This is a genomic window from Variovorax boronicumulans (assembly GCF_009811375.1).
GTDB classification, from domain to species: domain Bacteria; phylum Pseudomonadota; class Gammaproteobacteria; order Burkholderiales; family Burkholderiaceae_C; genus Variovorax; species Variovorax boronicumulans.
In genome coordinates this window covers 319575-339158 of the sequence record NZ_BKDH01000002.1, presented here as the reverse complement: position 1 = coordinate 339158, position 19584 = coordinate 319575, and the positions used below count along the sequence as shown (strand labels likewise).

Genomic DNA, 19584 nt, shown 5'->3' with positions numbered 1-19584 from the left:
GCAGCCATGATCTCCCGCGAACCCACCATCGAGCGCCTCGCCACGGCGCAACAGCTCCTGCTCACGCCGTTCGGCCTGGACGAATCGCACCTGAGCAAGGCCCTGGCCGAGATCACCGCGCACCGCGTGGACGATGCTGACCTGTACTTCCAGTACACCCGCAGCGAGGGCTGGAGCCTCGAGGAAGGCATCGTCAAGACGGGCAGCTTCAGCATCGACCAGGGCGTCGGCGTGCGCGCTGTGAGCGGCGAGAAAACCGCCTTTGCCTATTCGGACGACATCTCCGAGGCCTCGCTGCTCGACGCGGCGCGCACGGTCCGCTCCATTTCCTCCGCCGGCCGCACCGCGCGTGTGAAGACCGTGCCGCGCAAGATCGCCTCCAGCCGCTCGCTCTACGGCGGCATCGACCCCATTGCCACGCTCGACAGCACGGCCAAGGTGAAGCTGCTCGAGAAGGTCGAGCAGCTCGCCCGCTCGCGCGACCCGCGCGTGGCGCAGGTCATGGCCGGCCTGGCCAGCGAGTACGACGTGGTGATGGTGGCGCGCGCCGACGGCACGCTGGCCGCCGACGTGCGGCCGCTGGTGCGGCTGTCGGTCACCGTGATCGCCGAGCAGAACGGGCGCCGCGAGGTCGGCTCGGGCGGCGGCGGTGGGCGCTTCGGCCTGGCCTATTTCACCGACGCGCAGATCGCCGAGTACGTCGACCACGCCGTGAAGGCCGCGCTGACCAACCTCGACGCCCGTCCGGCCCCGGCCGGCGAGATGACCGTGGTGCTCGGTTCGGGCTGGCCCGGCATCCTGCTGCACGAAGCCATCGGCCACGGCCTGGAGGGCGACTTCAACCGCAAGGGCTCGAGCGCGTTCTCGGGCCGCATCGGCCAGCGCGTGGCGGCCAAGGGCGTCACGGTGCTCGACGACGGCACCATCGCCGACCGCCGCGGCTCGCTCAACGTGGACGACGAAGGCCACGCCAGCCAGCGCAACGTGCTGATCGAGGACGGCATCCTCAAGGGCTACATCCAGGATTCGATGAACGCCCGCCTCATGAAGGTCAAGCCCACGGGCAACGGCCGCCGCGAGAGCTACGCCCACGTGCCGATGCCGCGCATGACCAACACCTACATGCTCGGCGGCGACAAGGACCCGCAGGAAATCGTTGCCAGCATCAAGAAGGGCCTGTACGCCACCAACTTCGGCGGCGGGCAGGTCGACATCACGAGCGGCAAGTTCGTGTTCTCGGCCAGCGAGGCCTTCTGGGTCGAGAACGGCAAGATCCAGTACCCGGTGAAGGGCGCGACCATCGTGGGCAACGGCCCCGACGCGCTCACCCGCGTGACCATGATCGGCAACGACATGGCGCTCGATTCGGGCGTCGGCACCTGCGGCAAGGAAGGCCAGAGCGTGCCCGTGGGCGTCGGCCAGCCGACCCTTCGCATCGACGGCCTGACGGTAGGTGGAACGGCTTAGGACTTTCGGCACTTGCCGGTTGTTTCATTCGGTTGCTAAGCTGCGCTCCTTTTGCGAACGACGAATCAAGGAGCATTTCAATGGGGAACAGGATCAATTCGCCCGCCGTGCTGTGGGCCGTGACCGCCGTGGTCGCGCTGGCCACAGCCGGTTGCGCATCGCGCGGCGGTTCGGGCAGCCAGCCCGCCGCCGCACCGGCACCCGCCCCGGCCGCCGCCGCGCCTGCGGCGCCCAGCGGTTCGAAGGCCGGCATGGACGCACGCGGCAACGTGGTGGATTCTTCCAAGGTCGAGGCCGGCAGCGGCCGCACCGTCAAGGGCCTGAACGGTTTCGAAGGCGAGATCACCGGCAATCCGGCGCGCAACAGCAAGTTCACGCGCCTGCAGATCGGCATGAGCACCAAGCAGGTCACCGACCTCGCCGGCCAGCCCACCGACCAAGGCGCCTACATCACCGGCAAGGCCTGGATTCCGTTCTACTTCGGCAGCGATCGCCACCGCTTCGAGATGACCTACAAGGGCCAGGGCCGCCTGATCTTCGCGGGCGGCGGCATGGGCGATTTCAGCAGCGGCAACCTGATCTGGATCATCCACAACGCCAACGAATCGGGCTACAGGTAAAAACAACACCGACCCGGCCGCCTGGCCGGGTTTTTGTTTTCCGTGCTACATTCCGCCCACATGTCCGCCCTCCGCGCTTACTTTTTTGCCTACTTTTGGTTCCCGGTTTCCGGCGGACGAGAGGCGAGCGCGTAAAGCAAACGAACACCCTCCCAGAACCGCCGGTGGCTTCCAGCCCCCGGCGGTTTTTTTATGCCCTGACGATTTTTCATTCACACCAACAAGGAAGAGAACCATGAGCACGAACACCCCTCCCGCCGGCGACAGCTGGTATGCGAGCGTCGAAAAAACCAGCAAGACCGACGACGAACGCATCAAGGACATCAACGTGCTCCCCCCTCCCGAACATCTGATCCGCTTCTTCCCGATCCGCGGCACGCCGATCGAAACGCTGATCACCGGCACCCGCCGCGGCATCCACAACATCATGGCCGGCAAGGACGACCGGCTGCTGGTGATCATGGGCCCGTGTTCGATCCACGACCCGGCCGCGGCCCTCGAATACGCCCGCCGCCTCAAGGCCGAGCGCGACAAGTACGCCGGCACGCTGGAAATCGTGATGCGCGTGTACTTCGAGAAGCCGCGCACCACGGTCGGCTGGAAGGGGCTCATCAACGACCCGTACCTGGACGAGAGCTACCGCATCGACGAAGGCCTGCGCATCGCGCGCCAGCTGCTGATCGACATCAACCGCCTGGGCCTGCCGGCGGGCAGCGAGTTCCTCGACGTGATCTCGCCGCAGTACATCGGCGACCTGATCGCCTGGGGCGCCATCGGCGCGCGCACCACCGAAAGCCAGGTGCACCGCGAACTGGCCTCGGGCCTGTCGGCCCCCATCGGTTTCAAGAACGGCACCGACGGCAACATCCGCATCGCCACCGACGCCATCCAGGCGGCGGCGCGCGGCCACCACTTCCTGTCGGTGCACAAGAACGGCCAGGTCGCGATCGTGCAGACCAACGGCAACCGCGACTGCCACGTGATCCTGCGCGGCGGCAAGACGCCGAACTACGACGCCGCCAGCGTCGAAGCGGCCTGCAAGGACCTCGAAGCCGCCAAGCTGCCGCCCACGCTCATGGTCGACTGCAGCCACGCCAACAGCTCCAAGCAGCACCAGAAGCAGATCGACGTCGCGAAGGACATCGCCGGCCAGATCGCCGGCGGTTCGAAGCGCGTGTTCGGCGTGATGATCGAAAGCCACCTGCAGGCGGGCGCCCAGAAGTTCACGCCGGGCAAGGACCAGTTGTCGGGCCTCGAGTACGGCAAGAGCATCACCGACGCCTGCATCGGCTGGGACGATTCGGTGCAGGTGCTCGAGACGCTGTCTCAAGCCGTCAAGCAGCGCCGGGGCTGAAGCGCTATTAGTTAGAGCATGCTGGCCAGGTCGGGCCAGTGGTGCCGCATCGACGCCGCCTCGTCGCTGCCCTGCGGCACCAGCGAGAAGTCCGCGAAGTCGAAGCCCGGCCCGACCATGCAGGCGACCAGCGTGTAGTCGCCGGCCGCGTGGCCCTGGATCGGGCGTGCGGCCTGCCACTGGCCGGCAGGCACCACGTGCTGCGGCCGGGTGCCGTGCACATCGACCGGGCCCAGCTTCACGTGGGCCGGCGCGGTCAGCATCGCGGCGTCGCAGGTCCACAGCGCCAGTGGCACGCCTTCCAGGTGCACCCAGACTTCGTCGGACAGCACCCGGTGCCAGCGCGAATGCTGTTGAACTTCGAGCAGGAAATAGATGCTGGTCAGCGCGCTGCGGGGCGCGCGTCCGTCGGCGGGCGTCACGCTCGCGGCCGACCGGAATACCTCGCTGTACCAGCCGCCCTCGGGGTGGGGCTGGAGCTTCAGGGTGTCGATCAGCTCGCGCGCGCGCATGCCGTTCATGATCCGTGGGCGGCGCGCAGGGCGTCCAGCAGTTTCTCGTGCACGCCGCCGAAGCCGCCGTTGCTCATGCAGACGATGTGATCGCCGGGCCGCGCCGCGGCCACGACCTGCTGCACCAGCGGTTCGATGGCGCCGGCGACCTGGGCGCGTGCGCCCATCGGTGCCAGCGCGGCGGCCGCGTCCCAGTCGAGGCCGGCCGTGTGGCAGAACGACAGGTCGGCCGATTCCAGGCTCCACGGCAGTTGCGCGGCCATCACGCCCAGCTTCATCGTGTTGCTGCGCGGCTCGAAGGCCGCGAGGATGCGCTCACTTTGCTTGCCGGCGTCGTCGAGCTTCTTGCGCAGCCCGTCGAGCGTGGTGCGGATCGCGGTCGGGTGGTGCGCGAAGTCGTCGTAGACGGTGATCGCGCCGCCTTGGCCCTCGACCGTGCCGCGCAGCTCCATGCGGCGGCGCACGTTGCGAAAGCGCCCGAGCGCACGGGCCGCATCGGCCGGCGGCACGCCCACGTGGTCGGCCGCCGCGATGGCGGCCAGCGCGTTCATCTGGTTGTGCAGGCCCGAGAGCGCCCACTCGACCCGGCCGACCACCTCGCCGCGGTGCAGCACGTCGAAGGCGTCGTGCGTGCCGCGCGCCTGCCATTCCGTGGCCGGGCCGCCGTCGCCGAAGCGGGCGAGTTCGCTCCAGCAGCCCTGGGCCAGCACGCGCTGCAGGCTCTCTTCGGTGGCGTTCACCACCAAGCGTCCGGTGCCGGGCACGGTGCGCACGAGGTGATGGAACTGGCGCTCGATGGCGGCCAGATCGTCGAAGATGTCGGCGTGATCGAACTCCAGGTTGTTCAGCACGGCGGTGCGCGGCCGGTAGTGAACGAACTTGCTGCGCTTGTCGAAGAAGGCGGTGTCGTACTCGTCGGCCTCGATCACGAAGGCCGGGCCGTTGCCCAATCGGGCCGACACGCCGAAGTCCAGCGGCACGCCGCCGACCAGGAAGCCGGGCGCCTTGCCGCCTTGTTCGAGCACCCAGGCCAGCATCGAGGTGGTGGTCGTCTTGCCGTGCGTGCCGGCCACGGCCAGCACATGGCGGCCCTGCAGCACGTGCTCGGCCAGCCACTGCGGGCCGCTGGTGTACGGCTTGCCGGCGTCCAGGATGGCTTCCATCAGTGGGAACTTGGGGCTGCCGTCGGGCAGCCGGGCCCGCGAGACCACGTTGCCGACCACGAACATGTCGGGGGCGAGGGCCAGCTGGTCGGCGCCGAAGCCTTCGATCAGGTCGATGCCGAGCGCGCGCAGCTGGTCGCTCATCGGGGGGTACACGCCGGCGTCGCAGCCCGTGACCCGGTGGCCTGCTTCGCGTGCGAGGGCGGCCACACCGCCCATGAACGTGCCGCAGATACCCAGAATATGAATGTGCATCGGCCAATTCTAGGGAGGCGCTGCGGGTGCCCCGGCGGCTTCGCCCCGGGCGCCGTACTGATGTTCATGTGAGGGACGTCCGCAGCGGGCAAAATGCCCCGATGGACACGTCCAAGCGTGAAATCGCCGCCGTTGCCGCCCGACTCGTCGTCGAGGAGGGGCTCGAGTACGGCCCGGCCAAGCGCCGGGCGCTGCGCGAACTCGGCCTCCCGACGCGCACCGCGCTGCCCAACAACGACGAGGTCGAGGCCGAGGTGCGCGACTACATCGCGGTCTTCTGCGCCGACACCCAGCCCCAGGAACTGCACGCGCTGCGCCTGCTCGCGCTCGAGTGGATGGAGCGCATGGCCGTGTTCCGGCCGCATGTGGGCGGCGCCGTCTGGCACGGCACGGCCACACGTTTGTCAGACATTTATATTCAATTGTTCTGCGATGATTCCAAGTCGGCCGAAATCGCCCTGATCGATCACCACGTGGACTACGAGCCGCGCATGGTGACCGGCTTCCATGGCGAGCAGGTCGAAGCCCTCAGCGTCCATGCGCCGAGCCGGGCGCTGGGCGAGGAAATCGGGGTGCATCTGCTGGTGTACGACCTCGACGACCTGCGCGGCGCCCTCAAGCCAGACGCCCAGGGGCGCGCGCCGCGCGGCGACCTGAACGCGCTGCGCCGACGCATTGAACAAGAAAAGGACCAGTAATGACTTCAACGCCCACACGACGCGGCATGCTGTATGCCGGTGTGGCGGCAGTCGCTGCCGCGGCCGGCATTGCCGGCGCCTGGTGGCGGGAGCGCAATGACAGCGGCGTCGCGGCCACCGGCGGCGAAAAGCTCGATGCCGCCATGTTCTGGGACCAGCGCTTCGAGCGCCCCGAGGGCGGCGAGCTGGTCCTGTCGAGCCTGCGCGGCAAGCCCGTGCTGCTCAACTTCTGGGCCACCTGGTGCCCGCCCTGTGTCGAAGAAATGCCGATGATCGACGCCTTTTTCCGTGAACACGGCGCCAACGGCTGGCAAGTGGTGGGATTGGCCATTGACCAGCCCAGCGCCGTGCGCAAGTTCCTGCAGCGCACGCCGGTCACCTATCCGACCGCGCTGGCCGGCTTGCAGGGCATGGAACTGGTGAAGAATCTGGGCAATACGGGGGGCGGCCTGCCGTTCACCTTGGTGCTCCATGCCGACGGTTCGGTGCTGGCTCGTAAAATGGGCAAGCTTGAAACGACCGACCTGGACGCTTGGCGACGCCAACTTGTTCACGGTTAGAATTTAAATACACAAGCTGGCGTTAGACGCCAAACGCCGAAAATCGACGGTTTTCGGTCAAGTTCTTTCCTAAAGACCGGCAAAGCTGGCACTGGAGTCCCATGGATCTGCGCAAACTCAAGACACTGATCGATCTGGTGTCCGAATCGAATATTTCCGAACTGGAAATCACCGAGACCGAAGGCAAGGTCCGCATCGTCAAGGGTGGCGGTGCCGCCCCCGTGCAGTACGTGCAGACCCTGGCCGCCGCGCCCGCTGTTGCGGCGCCCGCCGTGGCCGGTGCCGCCGCCCCGGCCGCCGCTGCCCCTGCGGTTGAAGCCGCACCGAGCGGCCATGCCGTGAAGTCGCCGATGGTCGGCACCTTCTACCGTTCGTCCAGCCCGGGCGCCGCAGCCTTCGTCGAAGTCGGCAGCAAGGTGAACGAGGGCGACACGCTCTGCATCATCGAGGCGATGAAGATCCTCAACGAAATCGAGGCCGACAAGGCCGGCACGGTCACGCAGATCCTCGGCGAAAACGGCCAGGCGGTCGAATACGGCCAGCCGCTGTTCATCATCGAGTAAGCATGTTCAAGAAGATTCTGGTTGCAAACCGGGGGGAGATCGCCCTTCGGATCCAGCGCGCTTGCAGCGAAATGGGCATCAAGGCCGTGATGGTCTATTCCGAAGCCGATCGCGAAGCCAAGTACGTCAAGCTGGCGCAGGAAGCCGTGTGCATCGGCCCGGCGCCTTCGGGCCTGAGCTACCTCAACATGCCGGCCATCATCTCGGCCGCCGAGGTGACGGACGCCGAAGCCATCCACCCCGGCTACGGTTTCCTGAGCGAGAACGCCAATTTCGCCGAACGCGTGGAGCAAAGCGGCTTCCAGTTCATCGGCCCGACGCCCGACAACATCCGCACGATGGGTGACAAGGTCTCGGCCAAGCAGGCCATGATCAAGGCCGGCGTGCCCTGCGTGCCCGGCTCGGAAGGCGAACTGTCCGACGACGCCGCCACCAACAAGCGCATCGCCCGTGCGATCGGCTACCCGGTGATCATCAAGGCGGCAGGGGGCGGCGGTGGCCGCGGCATGCGCGTGGTGCACACCGAGGCGGCGCTGGTCAACGCGATCCAGATGACCAAGGCGGAAGCCGCCGCGGCCTTCAACAATCCGGCCGTGTACATGGAGAAGTTTCTCCAGAACCCGCGCCACATCGAAATCCAGATCCTCGCGGACAAGCACAAGAACGCGGTCTACCTGGGCGAGCGCGACTGCTCCATGCAGCGCCGCCACCAGAAGGTGATCGAGGAATCGCCGGCCCCCGGCATTCCGCGCAAGCTGATCGAGAAGATCGGCGAACGCTGCGCCACCGCCTGCAAGAAGATCGGCTACCGCGGCGCCGGCACCTTCGAGTTCCTGTACGAGAACGGCGAGTTCTACTTCATCGAGATGAACACGCGCGTGCAGGTGGAGCATCCGGTCACGGAGTTCACCACCGGCATCGACATCGTGAAGACGCAGATCATGGTCGCCGCCGGCGAGAAGCTGCCGTTCACGCAGCGCCAGATCGAGATGCGCGGCCACGCCATCGAGGTGCGCATCAACGCCGAAGACCCGTGGAAGTTCACGCCGTCGCCGGGCCGCATCACCATGTGGCACCCACCGGGCGGCCCGGGCGTGCGCGTCGACTCGCACGTGTACACCAACTACTTCGTGCCACCGAACTACGACTCGATGATCGGCAAGATCATCGTGTACGGCGACACCCGCGAACAGGCCATGGCGCGCATGCGCACGGCCCTGAACGAGACGGTGATCGAAGGCATCCAGACCAACATGCCGCTGCACCGCGAGCTGATGGTCGACGCCAAGTTCATGAGCGGCGGCACGAACATCCACTACCTGGAAGAGTGGCTCGCAGCGCACAAGCGCTGAGTCCACGCGCAACGCCCTGTATGTTTGAACTCCGCCTCATGGCGCCGGAAGACCGGGTCGAAATGCTCGGCGATGCGCTCGACGCACTCGATGCGCTGAGCGTGTCGGTAGAAGACGCCGACGCGCAGACCGATGCCGAGCAGGCCCTGTTCGGTGAGCCCGGCATGCCGCCGCCCAAGGAGGGCTGGCAGCGTTCGCGCGTGATCGCGCTGTTCCCCGATGAAGATGCCGCCAACGAGGCGGCCTCGGTGCTCGCGCTGCAGGACTTTTTCGACGGCTGCGCGGTGCTCGGCGTGGCGCCGGTGCCTGATCAGGACTGGGTGCGGCTCACGCAATCGCAGTTCGCACCGGTCGAGATCACGCCCGAGTTCTGGATCGTGCCGACCTGGCACGAACCGCCCGCGCAAGCCAAGCAGGTGATCCGGCTCGACCCGGGCCTGGCCTTCGGCACGGGCACGCACCCGACCACGCGCATGTGCCTGCGTTGGATCGCGACGCAAGGCGAGGGCGCTTTTGCCGACCAGCGCGTGCTCGATTACGGCTGCGGCTCCGGCATCCTGGCCATCGGCGCCGCCAAGTTCGGTGCGCGCAACATCGACGCCGTCGACATCGACGAAGCCGCGGTCTCCTCGACCCGGCTCAACGCCGAGGCCAACGGCGTGCAGCTGAACGCGGGCCTGCCCGAAGCAGCGAAGGGCGAGTACCAGACGGTGCTCGCCAACATCCTCGCGACACCGCTCAAGGTGCTGGCGCCGCTGCTGCGCAGCCACGTGGCCGCCGGCGGTTCGCTGGTGCTGGCCGGCATCCTCGAGCGCCAGGCCGACGAGCTCAAGGCGGCTTATGCGCCGTACGCCGCGCTCGAGGTCAGCGACACCGAGGACGGCTGGATCCTCATGACCGCGCGCTGCTGAAGCGCGCGGCCGGGTGCTCGCACCGCGAGCGCCCCGGGCACCTGCCTGCACGGCGAGGGCCCAACCCTACAATCGCCCGGTCATGAGCCTCGTCACGCGTTGCCCTGCCTGCACCACCACCTTCAAGGTGGTGCGCGACCAGCTTCGCATCTCGGACGGCTGGGTGCGCTGCGGCCGCTGCAGCCATGTGTTCGATGCCACGCTCGACCTGCAGGAGGCACCCGACGGTGCGGTGTCCGCGCCTGCCGCGCCGGCACCCGCGCCCACACCGGCACCTTCGCCGATGTCGTCGATGGCCGCACTGGTGGCGTCTTTCGACGACGTACGCCTCGACCTGGCGGCCGCACGGCCGGCGGTCGAGGAGGCCGACTTTCTCGACGACGAGTCCGAGCCGCAGGTGCCGCCGCCAGCTCCTCCAGAGGAGGCCGGGCTGTCGACCACCGCCACCAACGTCGCGCCGGCTGCATCCCCGCTGCCTTTCGAACTGACGCTGCCCGCACACGGCCTCGCCGCGGACGAGCCCTGGTCCGACCTCGACGCCACCGAGCCCGCATGGCGTCCGCCCGCGAGTTCGCTGCCGCCGTTTCCGAACATCGACCTGAACCTGGGCGCGCCGCCGCCCGCATCGCCGCCGCCTGCGCCGCCCTTGCCCGACCTGCCGCGCAGCTCAGCGCTGCGCGGGCTGGTTGCAGCGACCGGCGAGAACGACGACGGCGCGGCCGCGGAGCGCGAGCAGGAAGAGAAGGACCACGACCAGCTCCTGATCCAGAAGGCGCTGCGCCGCGCGCGCGCCAAGTCGGCCAAGATCGCGAACGCCAAGGCCCGCGATGCGCAACACGAAGAGGCGTCCGCGCCGCTGCCGGGCCCCGGCATCCGTGCCGAAGGCGAGCCGGATTTCTCGCTCTCCGCGACCTTCGAGGCGCCTGAAGACCATCCCTTCGCCGAAGAAGACGAGCCAGCCGAAAAGGCCATCGGCTTCTGGCAACGCAAGGGCGTGCGCCGCCTGCTCGTGCTGCTGGCCGTGCTCGCGGCGTTGGCCCTCATCGTGCAGATCGTTCGCCACGAGCGCGACGGCATCGTGGCGCGCCAGCCGAACCTGCGGCCCGCCCTGTCGGCGCTGTGCCAGTACACCGGTTGCGAGCTCGCGGCGCTGCGCCAGATCGGCGACATCGTGATCGAAGGCGCGGCCTTCGCGCGCGAGAAGAGCGGCGGCAACGACTACCGGTTGAGCTTCACCTTGCGCAATGCCGCGACCGTGCCGCTCGCGATGCCGGCGATCGAGCTGTCGCTGCTCGACACGCAGGAGCAGGCCGTCGTGCGGCGCGTGCTGACGCCCACCGACTACGGCGCGCCGGGCGTGCTGGCGGCGCGTGCCGACCGCGCGGCCTCGCTGCCGCTGACCCTGTCGGCCAGCGAGGCGGCGGCACTGCCGCCGATCGCGGGCTACCGCGTCGAGGCTTTCTATCCCTGAACGGAGCGCCGACACGCGCGCCGTTCGTTCCCTTTCTCATCCAACCTACGGTCCACCCATGGCAGCAGTGATTTGCGGTTCCCTCGCGTTCGACACCATCATGACTTTCGAAGGCCGGTTCGCCGACCAGATCCTGCCGGACCAGCTGCACATCCTGAATGTGTCGTTCCTGGTGCCGGGCCTGCGCCGTGACTTCGGTGGCTGCGCCGGCAACATCGCCTACAGCCTCAACGCCCTGGGCGGCACGGCGCTGCCGATGGCCACGCTGGGCAGTGACGGCGCCGACTACGCCGAGCGCATGCGCACGCTGGGCATCAGCACGGAGTTCGTGCGTCAGCTCGACGACACCTTCACCGCGCAGGCGATGATCATGAACGACACGGACAACAACCAGATCACGGCGTTCCATCCCGGCGCGATGCAGCAGGCGCACATCACGAAGGTGGTGGCGCGCGAGGACATCAAGCTCGGCATCATCGCGCCCGACGGCCGCGAGGCGATGCTGCAGCACGCCGAGCAGTTCGCCGCCGCCGGCATTCCCTTCGTGTTCGATCCGGGCCAGGGCCTGCCGATGTTCGACGGCGACGCGTTGCGCCACTTCATCGAGCTCGCGAGCTGGGTCGTGGTCAACGACTACGAAGGCAAGATGCTGTCGCAGCGCACCGGCTGGAGCCTGGCCGAGATCTCGCAGCGCGTGCGCGGCCTCGTGGTCACGCTGGCCGCCGAGGGCTGCGAGGTGTGGACCGGCGGCGAGCGCGAGCACGTGCCCGGCGTGGTGCCCACGGCGGTGATCGAGCCCACGGGCTGCGGCGATGCATGGCGCGGCGGCCTGCTGTACGGCCTGGAAAAGGAATGGCCGCTGGCGCGCTGCGCAGCCCTTGGCAACCGCATCGGTGCGCTCAAGATCGCGCAGCGCGGACCGCAGAACTACCAGATCGACCGCGCGACGCTCGACCTGTGATTCGCTGACGACCTGCCCGCATCGCTTCGGCGATTCGGCGACAGCGGGCGCCCATGAAAAAAGCCCGGCACCTTGCGGTGCCGGGCTTCGTGCCTTTCAAGGCCGCTGAGAATTCACTCAGGGCTTGCTGGCCGTCGGAAACGGCCAGGCTGCCTGGGGATTCAGCGTCGTTTGCGCCGCAGGGGCAGGCGCTACGGCAGCCTTCGCAGGCGCGGCGGCCTTCTTGGCAGCAGGCTTCTTGGCAGCAGCGGCAGGCTTGGCAGCGGGCTTTTTCGCGGCTTTCTTGGCCGCGGCCTTCTTGGCAGGGGCCTTCTTGGCGGCAGCCTTCTTCGCAGGGGCCTTCTTGGCAGCAGCCTTCTTGGCAGGCGCCTTCTTCGCTACGGCCTTCTTGGCAGGCGCCTTCTTGGCGGCGGCCTTCTTTGCCGGAGCCTTCTTGGCAGCGGCCTTCTTCGCCGGTGCAGCCTTCTTCGCTACGACCTTCTTGGCTGCAACCTTCTTGGCCGCGACCTTCTTTGCCGGAGCCTTCTTCGCTACGACCTTCTTGGCGACAGCCTTCTTAGCCGGAGCCTTCTTGGCCGCGACCTTCTTTGCCGGAGCCTTCTTCGCGGCGACAGCCTTCTTAGCCGGAGCCTTCTTTGCAGCGGCCTTCTTGGCCGGCGCTTTCTTTGCAGTTGCCATTTCTATTTCTCCTTGATCAAGTTGAAAAAATCAACCTATTGAAGCACTCCACGCGCGTTGGGAGCGTGAAGCGATTCATGGCGTTGGAATCTGAGCCCCAGCACCATGAACACCTGAGCCCTCGTCCATGCCGCGCTCTTTGGCGCAGTCGGTGGCAAGGGCAATTCTTGAATTCATGAATTGTTGTGTATCGAAAAATTCAATCCCAGGAGAGCGCACCACCCGACTGGTACTCGATCACGCGGGTTTCGAAAAAGTTGCGCTCTTTCTTCAGGTCAATCATTTCGCTCATCCAGGGGAACGGGTTTTCCTCGTTCGGGAAGAGCGTTTCGAGGCCGATCTGCTGCGCGCGCCGGTTGGCGATGTAGCGCAGGTAGCCCTTGAACATGGAGGCGTTCATGCCGAGCACGCCACGCGGCATGGTGTCTTCGGCGTATTTGTACTCGAGCTCGACGGCCTTCATGAAGAGGTCCTTGATCTCGGCCTTGAACTCTGCGGTCCACAGGCCGGGATTCTCGAGCTTGAGCTGGTTGATCAGGTCGATGCCGAAATTGCAGTGCATCGACTCGTCGCGCAGGATGTACTGGTACTGCTCGGCAGCACCGGTCATCTTGTTCTGGCGGCCCAGCGCAAGGATCTGCGTGAAGCCGACGTAGAAGAAGAGGCCTTCCATCAGGCAGGCGAACACGATGAGCGACTTGAGCAACGTCTGGTCGGTCTCGTGCGTGCCGGTCTTGAAGTTCGGGTCGCTGATGGCGTCGATGAACGGGATCAGGAACTGGTCCTTCTCGCGGATCGACGGCACTTCGTTGTAGGCGTTGAAGATCTCGCTCTCGTCCAGGCCGAGCGACTCGACGATGTACTGGTACGCGTGCGTGTGGATCGCTTCCTCGAAGGCCTGGCGCAGCAGGAACTGGCGGCACTCGGGGGCCGTGATGTGGCGGTAGGTGCCCAGCACGATGTTGTTGGCGGCCAGCGAATCGGCGGTCACGAAGAAGCCGAGGTTGCGCTTGACGATGCGGCGCTCGTCTTCGGTCAGGCCGTTCGGGTCTTTCCACAGCGCGATGTCGCGCGTCATGTTCACTTCCTGCGGCATCCAGTGGTTGGCGCAGGTGGCGAGGTACTTTTCCCAAGCCCACTTGTACTTGAACGGCACCAGCTGGTTGACGTCGGTCTGGCCGTTGATGATCCGCTTGTCGGAAGCCTTGACGCGCTGGCCTGCAGCGGCGGCCACCGGTGCGGTGGCAGTGGCGGGTTGTGCAAGCGACGAAGTCGGAGCGGCGACCGCGCGGCCAGCGGAAAGACCGCCGGTCGATGCGTGGTGCTGCTGCAATCCTTGTTGCATATCCTTTGGTAAGGAGGGCTTGACTTCTTCGTCCCAGGTCAACATAGAAAAATCCAATGCGCAATTATCGGAGCAACGATGTGAGTTGCAAAGTGCTCGTTCACATCGTGCGCCATTTATGGGGTTGTTATGTTGCTCGCATGCATCGCGCGACGTCAGTCAATGCCTTGATTGATTGAACGTCGCGCGCTTTTCACTTGTGCGAGCACCTCGCTGATCGATCGAAGCGTCTTGTGTGTTGACGCTTCACTTGCACATCACTGGCAGGCTTCGCAGGTCGGATCGTCGACACCGCAGAACGCGATGTCGGTGGCGGGCATCGCGCTCATCTGTGCCTTCGCTGCAGCAGCGGCGGCTTCGAGTGCGCTCATGCCCGAGGGTGCGTCGTTGCCCGACGACACCGCGTTGAGACGGCCCGATTGCACCGTCGACTTTTCAGCGTGCGTCGCGCTCTGCGTGCGCAGGTAGTAGGTGGTCTTCAGGCCGCGCAGCCAGGCGAGCTTGTAGGTGTCGTCGAGCTTCTTGCCCGACGCGCCGGCCATGTAGATGTTCAGCGACTGCGCCTGGTCGATCCACTTCTGGCGACGCGCGGCGGCTTCCACCAGCCACGTCGTCTCGACTTCGAACGCGGTGGCGTACAGCGCCTTCACGTCCTGCGGCACGCGGTCGATGGGACGCAGCGAACCGTCGAAGTGCTTCAGGTCCATGACCATCACGTCGTCCCACAGGCCCAGGCGCTTCAGGTCGCGCACCAGGTAGTGGTTGATCACGGTGAACTCGCCCGACAGGTTCGACTTGACCGACAGGTTGCCGAAGCAGGGTTCGATCGAGGCGTCCACGCCGATGATGTTCGAGATGGTCGCCGTGGGGGCGATGGCCACGCAGTTCGAATTGCGCATGCCGTCGGCCTTGATCTTGGCGCGCAGCGAATCCCAGTCCAGGGTGGCCGAACGGTCCACTTCGACGTAGCCGCCGCGAGCCTTCTCGAGCAGGTCGAGCGAGTCGATCGGCAGGATGCCCTTGTCCCACAGCGAGCCCTTGTAGCTGGAGTACTTGCCGCGTTCCTTGGCCAGCTCGGTCGAGGCCCAGTAGGCGTGGTAGCAGATGGCTTCCATCGACTCGTCGGCGAACTGCACGGCTTCCTGCGAGGCGTAGGGAATGCGCAGTTCGTACAGCGCGTCCTGGAAGCCCATCAGGCCCAGGCCGACCGGACGGTGGCGCAGGTTCGAGTCGCGCGCCTTCTTCACGGCGTAGTAGTTGATGTCGATCACGTTGTCGAGCATGCGCATCGCGGTCGAGATGGTGCGCTTGAGCTTTTCCTGGTCGACCTTGCCGTCCTTCAGATGCTGCAGCAGGTTCACCGAACCCAGGTTGCAGACGGCCGTCTCGGTGTCGCTGGTGTTCAGCGTGATCTCGGTGCAGAGGTTCGACGAGTGCACGACACCCGCGTGCTGCTGCGGCGAGCGCACGTTGCAGGCGTCCTTGAACGTGATCCAGGGATGGCCGGTCTCGAACAGCATCGTGAGCATCTTGCGCCACAGGTCCGAGGCCTGGAGGGTGCGCGCGGGCTTGATCTCGCCGCGGGCGGCCTTTTCTTCGTAGGCGACGTAGGCCTTCTCGAAGTCGGCGCCGAACAGGTCGTGCAGGTCAGGCACGTTGGAGGGCGAGAACAGCGTCCAGGTGCCCTTTTCCATCACGCGGCGCATGAACAGGTCGGGGATCCAGTTGGCGGTGTTCATGTCGTGCGTGCGGCGGCGGTCGTCGCCGGTGTTCTTGCGCAGCTCCAGGAACTCCTCGATGTCGAGGTGCCAGGTTTCCAGGTACGTGCAGACGGCGCCCTTGCGCTTGCCGCCCTGGTTCACGGCCACGGCCGTGTCGTTCACCACCTTCAGGAACGGCACCACGCCTTGCGATTCGCCGTTGGTGCCCTTGATGTGGCTGCCCAGTGCGCGCACGCGGGTCCAGTCGTTGCCCAGGCCGCCGGCGAACTTCGACAGCAGCGCGTTTTCCTTGATCGACTCGTAGATGCCGTCCAGGTCGTCGGGCACGGTGGTCAGGTAGCAGCTGGACAGCTGCGAACGCAGCGTGCCGGCGTTGAACAGGGTGGGCGTGCTCGACATGAAGTCGAACGACGACAGCACTTCGTAGAACTCGATGGCGCGGGCTTCGCGGTCGATTTCGTTCAGCGACAGGCCCATGGCCACGCGCATGAAGAACGCCTGCGGCAGCTCGATGCGGGTCTTGCGCACGTGCAGGAAGTAGCGGTCGTACAGGGTCTGCAGGCCCAGGTAGTCGAACTGGTTGTCGCGCTCGGCCTTCAGGGCGGCGCCCAGGCGGGGCAGGTCGTACTGCAGCAGCTTCTCGTCGAGCAGCTCGTTCTCGACGCCCTTCTTGATGAACTGCGGGAAGTAGTCGGCGTAGGCGGTGGCGCGCTCGGCCGGCATCACTTCGCGGCCGATGATCTCCTTGAAGATCGTGTGCAGCAGCAGGCGCGCGGTGGCGAAGGTGTAGTCGGGGTCCTTCTCGATCAGCGTGCGGGCGGCCAGGATGGAGGCCTTGTAGACCTCGTCCAGCGGCACGCCGTCGTACAGGTTGCGCATCGTCTCGGCGACGATGGGGGCGGCGGTGATGCTGTCGCCCAGGCCCTGGCAGGCCGATTCGATCAGGCCCTTGAGCTCGTTCAGGTCGAGTGCCACGCGCTCGCCGTTGTCGAGCACGTGCAGCGCCGGTGCGGCGGGCACGTCCTGCTCGCCCTGCTTGGAGCGTTCCTGGGTACGGCGTTCGCGGTACAGCACGTAGGCGCGCGCGATTTCATGGTGGCCGCCGCGCATCAGGCCGAGCTCGACCTGGTCCTGCACGTCTTCGATGTGGAAGGTGCCGCCGCCCGGACGCGAGCGGACCATGGCGCGGATCACGCCTTGCGTCAGCGTGTCGACGGTCTCGCGCACGCTGGCGGAAGCCGCGCCCTGGGTGCCGTGCACCGCCAGGAAGGCCTTCATCATGGCGATGGCGATCTTGTTCGGCTCGAAGGGAACGACGGCGCCGTTGCGGCGGATGATCTGGTAGTGCGCGAGGTTCTGACCGGTGGGCGAGCCCGCAGTGTCTTGTTGCTGCTGCGGCGTCGCGGGGACGGCGCGGGGGGTCGACGGGGTGTTCAGTGCAGTTTGCATTCGCTTCCTCTCGGTTGTGCAATTCTTGTTGGTTGGCAAGGCCTCGCGGGCCTTGCGTCGGCGTTGTTGCCGAACGGGAAGACACTATATCTAGGGTGTCTGTGCCCTACAAGCCACTACAGGTAGTGTTTTCCTATGGATGCAACCCTGACAGGAATTGCGCCGCACTCAGCGCATCGCCAGCGATGCCGCGTGAATACTGGCCCATGGTGGCGCAACCCGCATGGGGCGCGGCTTGCAAGGCGATTTGGGCCTGCAGGCCGCATGGTTGCTACGTCGCGTGCCTGCGCTTGCGAGATTGCTGCGCTGCGAGAGCGGCGCATCGCGGGCCACGGAGCGATTGAAAAAATTAGCGCGCGACCACCTGCTCGGGAAACATCTGTGGATTCCAGCCGAGCTGTTCGCGCAGCAGGCGCCAGTCGAAACCGGCGCCGGGGTCCTGCTTGCGGCCGGGCGCGATGTGCTCGTGGCCGGCGATGTGGGCGATGGCGTAGTGCTGCGCGAGCGCGGCGCAGAGGCTGGCCAGCGTTTCGTACTGCGCCTCCTCGAAGCGCTCGCCCTCGAGGCCTTCGAGCTCGATACCGACGGAGTCGTCGTTGCAGTTGCCGCGCCCGCGCCACGACGACACGCCGGCGTGCCAGGCGCGGTCGTCGCAGCTCACGAACTGCCAGAGCTCGCCATTGCGCCGCACATAGAAATGCGAGGACACCTCGAGCCCGCGGATCGACTGGAAGTACGGGTGCGCGTCCCAGTCGAGCCGGTTGGTGAAGAGCTGCTGCACGGCGTCGCCGCCGTATTCGCCCGGCGGCAGGCTGATGGAGTGCAGCACGATCAGGTCGGTCTGCGCGCCGACGGGGCGCGGTCCGAAGTTGGGCGAGGGCAGGGCCTTGGCGAAGCGGTACCAGCCGGCGCGCCAGAGTCCATCGTCGCTGGCCGGTGTCGTGGCGAGGTCGTCAGTCGTCGGCATGCGCGGTGGTGCCGTCGTCGCCGTTGGGCGTGGAGATGCCCAGGCGCGCGATGCGGTAGCGGATCTGGCGCAGGCTCATGCCCAGCCGCGCGGCGGCGGCCGTGCGGTTGAAGCCGCTTTCGTGCAGCGCGCGCACGAGGATCTCGCGCTCCTGCTGGTCGAGCCAGGCTTGCAGGTCGGAGGGCAGCGGCGGCGGCGCGGGCTTGGGCTCGACCGCCGGCGCGGGGGGCGCAGCCACCGCAACGGCGGCTGGCGCTTCAGCGGATTCGCTGCGCGGCGTGGCCGGCATCGGCGTCATCGCACCCATCAGGTCGATGTGCAGCTCGTCGCCGTCGTTCAGCGCCACGGCGCGGTGCAGCAGGTTCTCGAGCTCGCGCACGTTGCCGTCGAGTGGGTGCTGGGCCAGGCGCTGCAGCAGCGCGTCGGACAGGCGCGGCACGGGCAGGCCGCCGTCCTGCGCGATGCGCGCGAGCAGCGCGGTGCACAGCGCAGGCAGGTCTTCGCGGCGCTCGCGCAGCGCGGGCACGGCGATCTCGATCACGTTGAGCCGGTAGAACAGGTCCTGCCGGAAGCGGCCGGCCAGCACCTCGGCGTGCAAATCTTTATGGGTGGCGCTCACGATGCGCACGTCGACCGCGTCTTCCTGCGTCGAGCCGATGGCGCGCACGCTGCGCTCCTGGATGGCGCGCAGCAGCTTCGACTGCATGGCCAGCGGCAGGTCGCCGATTTCGTCCAGGAACAGCGTGCCGTCGCGCGCCGCCTGGAAGTAGCCGTCGCGGTCCTGCGAGGAGCCGGTGTACGAGCCCTTCTTGGCGCCGAAGAACTCGGCCTCGAGCAGGTTCTCGGGGATCGCGCCGCAGTTCACCGCGACGAAGGGGCCTTCGCTGCGCTGGCTGCAGCCGTGCACGGCGCGCGCGACCAGCTCCTTGCCGGTGCCCGATTCGCCGCGCACCAGCACCGGCGCCATGCCGCGCGCCACCTTGGCGATGCGCGACTTCACGAGGCGCATCGGGTCGGAGTCGCCGACCAGCCGGTCGAGCGCGGTCGCGCCGCTGCGCGTCACGGCCAGTGCGTCGGGGCGTTCGCCGCCCTGGCCGGCGGCCTGCGGCGGCGCCTTCTGCGGCACGACCACCGCGGCGCGGTTGGCCTGCACCGCCGACGCCACCACGGCGCGGAACTGCTTCAGGTCGACCGGCTTCGTGAGGTAGTCGAAGGCGCCGGCCTTCAGCGCTTCGACCGCGTTCTCGGCGGAGCCGTAGGCGGTCATGACCACGCAGCGCTCGCTGCGCTGGTCTTTCTGGATGCGGTGGATGATCTCCATGCCTTCGCCGTCGGGCAGCCGCATGTCGGTGATCACGGCGTCGAAGCGGCCGGCTTCCAGGTGCTGCCAGGCTTCGGACACGCTGCCCGCGGCTTCCACCCGGTAGCCTTCGCGCAGCAGCGTGAGTTCGTAGAGCGTGCGCAGGTCGGGCTCGTCGTCGATGACGAGGATCTGCGCGGGGCGCGGGGCGGCGGCGGAAGACGGGAGGGAGCTCAC

The 19584-nt window shown here is 67.0% G+C and carries 17 protein-coding genes; 10 read left to right on the top strand and 7 right to left on the bottom strand.

Translation table 11 applies throughout. From position 1 onward, the window contains the following. Positions 1–6: 6 nt before the first annotated feature. The 3 genes from tldD (at position 7) to VHAB30_RS21415 (ending at position 3441) form a co-directional block, all read left to right on the top strand. Entirely contained in the window at positions 7–1467 is a 1461-nt protein-coding gene (gene tldD / locus VHAB30_RS21425; protein WP_095743620.1) for a metalloprotease TldD, read from the top strand. A gap of 80 nt (positions 1468–1547) precedes the next feature. Beyond that, positions 1548–2087, top strand: a complete 540-nt coding sequence (locus VHAB30_RS21420; RefSeq protein WP_159278550.1) for a hypothetical protein — start codon at positions 1548–1550, stop codon at positions 2085–2087. Between the two features lie 235 nt (positions 2088–2322). Continuing rightward, positions 2323–3441: a 3-deoxy-7-phosphoheptulonate synthase gene (locus VHAB30_RS21415; RefSeq protein ID WP_062481230.1), complete on the top strand. Its 1119-nt coding sequence runs from the start codon at positions 2323–2325 to the stop codon at positions 3439–3441. Positions 3442–3452: 11 nt separating this feature from the next. On the opposite strand, the gene VHAB30_RS21410 is transcribed toward VHAB30_RS21415, so the two are convergent. Continuing rightward, on the bottom strand, positions 3453–3962 hold the full coding sequence (locus tag VHAB30_RS21410; protein ID WP_159278549.1) for a cupin domain-containing protein: 510 nt from the start codon (positions 3960–3962) through the stop codon (positions 3453–3455). Next, positions 3959–5371 carry a UDP-N-acetylmuramate:L-alanyl-gamma-D-glutamyl-meso-diaminopimelate ligase gene (gene mpl, locus VHAB30_RS21405; RefSeq protein WP_159278548.1) on the bottom strand — a complete coding sequence of 471 codons (1413 nt, stop codon included), beginning with the start codon at positions 5369–5371 and terminating at the stop codon, positions 3959–3961. The genes VHAB30_RS21410 and mpl overlap by 4 nt, the downstream gene beginning before the upstream one ends. 101 nt (positions 5372–5472) lie before the next feature. On the opposite strand from mpl, the gene VHAB30_RS21400 reads away from it, so the two are divergent. The 7 genes from VHAB30_RS21400 (at position 5473) to VHAB30_RS21370 (ending at position 11887) form a co-directional block, all read left to right on the top strand. After that, the gene (locus tag VHAB30_RS21400; RefSeq protein WP_062481235.1) at positions 5473–6069 is read left to right on the top strand and encodes a hypothetical protein; all 597 of its coding nucleotides are present in this window, start codon (positions 5473–5475) and stop codon (positions 6067–6069) included. Beyond that, positions 6069–6629 carry a TlpA family protein disulfide reductase gene (locus VHAB30_RS21395; protein ID WP_095948195.1) on the top strand — a complete coding sequence of 187 codons (561 nt, stop codon included), beginning with the start codon at positions 6069–6071 and terminating at the stop codon, positions 6627–6629. The genes VHAB30_RS21400 and VHAB30_RS21395 overlap by 1 nt, the downstream gene beginning before the upstream one ends. A 101-nt stretch (positions 6630–6730) precedes the next feature. After that, positions 6731–7192 (top strand): acetyl-CoA carboxylase biotin carboxyl carrier protein, encoded by a 462-nt coding sequence (gene accB, locus VHAB30_RS21390; RefSeq protein WP_070060113.1) that lies wholly within the window; start codon positions 6731–6733, stop codon positions 7190–7192. A 2-nt stretch (positions 7193–7194) separates the two neighbouring features. Next, positions 7195–8544, top strand: coding sequence for an acetyl-CoA carboxylase biotin carboxylase subunit (gene accC, locus VHAB30_RS21385; protein ID WP_062480332.1), 1350 nt, complete (start codon positions 7195–7197; stop codon positions 8542–8544). A 20-nt stretch (positions 8545–8564) separates the two neighbouring features. After that, complete coding sequence (gene prmA, locus VHAB30_RS21380; protein ID WP_159278547.1) at positions 8565–9455, top strand: 50S ribosomal protein L11 methyltransferase; 891 nt, start codon at positions 8565–8567, stop codon at positions 9453–9455. Positions 9456–9537: 82 nt separating this feature from the next. Then, positions 9538–10926 (top strand): zinc-ribbon and DUF3426 domain-containing protein, encoded by a 1389-nt coding sequence (locus tag VHAB30_RS21375; protein ID WP_159278546.1) that lies wholly within the window; start codon positions 9538–9540, stop codon positions 10924–10926. Positions 10927–10984: 58 nt separating this feature from the next. After that, a complete protein-coding gene (locus VHAB30_RS21370) occupies positions 10985–11887 on the top strand; it encodes a carbohydrate kinase family protein (protein ID WP_159278545.1) in 903 nt (300 codons plus the stop codon). A 117-nt stretch (positions 11888–12004) separates the two neighbouring features. Here VHAB30_RS21370 and VHAB30_RS21365 read toward each other — a convergent pair whose 3' ends face one another. From VHAB30_RS21365 to VHAB30_RS21345, 5 genes are all read right to left on the bottom strand, one after another. Continuing rightward, positions 12005–12565: a histone H1-like DNA-binding protein gene (locus VHAB30_RS21365; protein WP_056575601.1), complete on the bottom strand. Its 561-nt coding sequence runs from the start codon at positions 12563–12565 to the stop codon at positions 12005–12007. 199 nt (positions 12566–12764) lie between these two features. After that, entirely contained in the window at positions 12765–13955 is a 1191-nt protein-coding gene (locus tag VHAB30_RS21360; RefSeq protein ID WP_062480340.1) for a ribonucleotide-diphosphate reductase subunit beta, read from the bottom strand. Between the two features lie 212 nt (positions 13956–14167). Beyond that, the gene (locus tag VHAB30_RS21355) at positions 14168–17080 is read right to left on the bottom strand and encodes a ribonucleoside-diphosphate reductase subunit alpha (protein ID WP_159278544.1); all 2913 of its coding nucleotides are present in this window, start codon (positions 17078–17080) and stop codon (positions 14168–14170) included. 349 nt (positions 17081–17429) lie between these two features. Then, positions 17430–18047: a 1,6-anhydro-N-acetylmuramyl-L-alanine amidase AmpD gene (ampD, locus tag VHAB30_RS21350; protein ID WP_159278543.1), complete on the bottom strand. Its 618-nt coding sequence runs from the start codon at positions 18045–18047 to the stop codon at positions 17430–17432. Then, complete coding sequence (locus VHAB30_RS21345) at positions 18034–19584, bottom strand: sigma-54-dependent transcriptional regulator (RefSeq protein ID WP_159278542.1); 1551 nt, start codon at positions 19582–19584, stop codon at positions 18034–18036. The genes ampD and VHAB30_RS21345 overlap by 14 nt, the downstream gene beginning before the upstream one ends.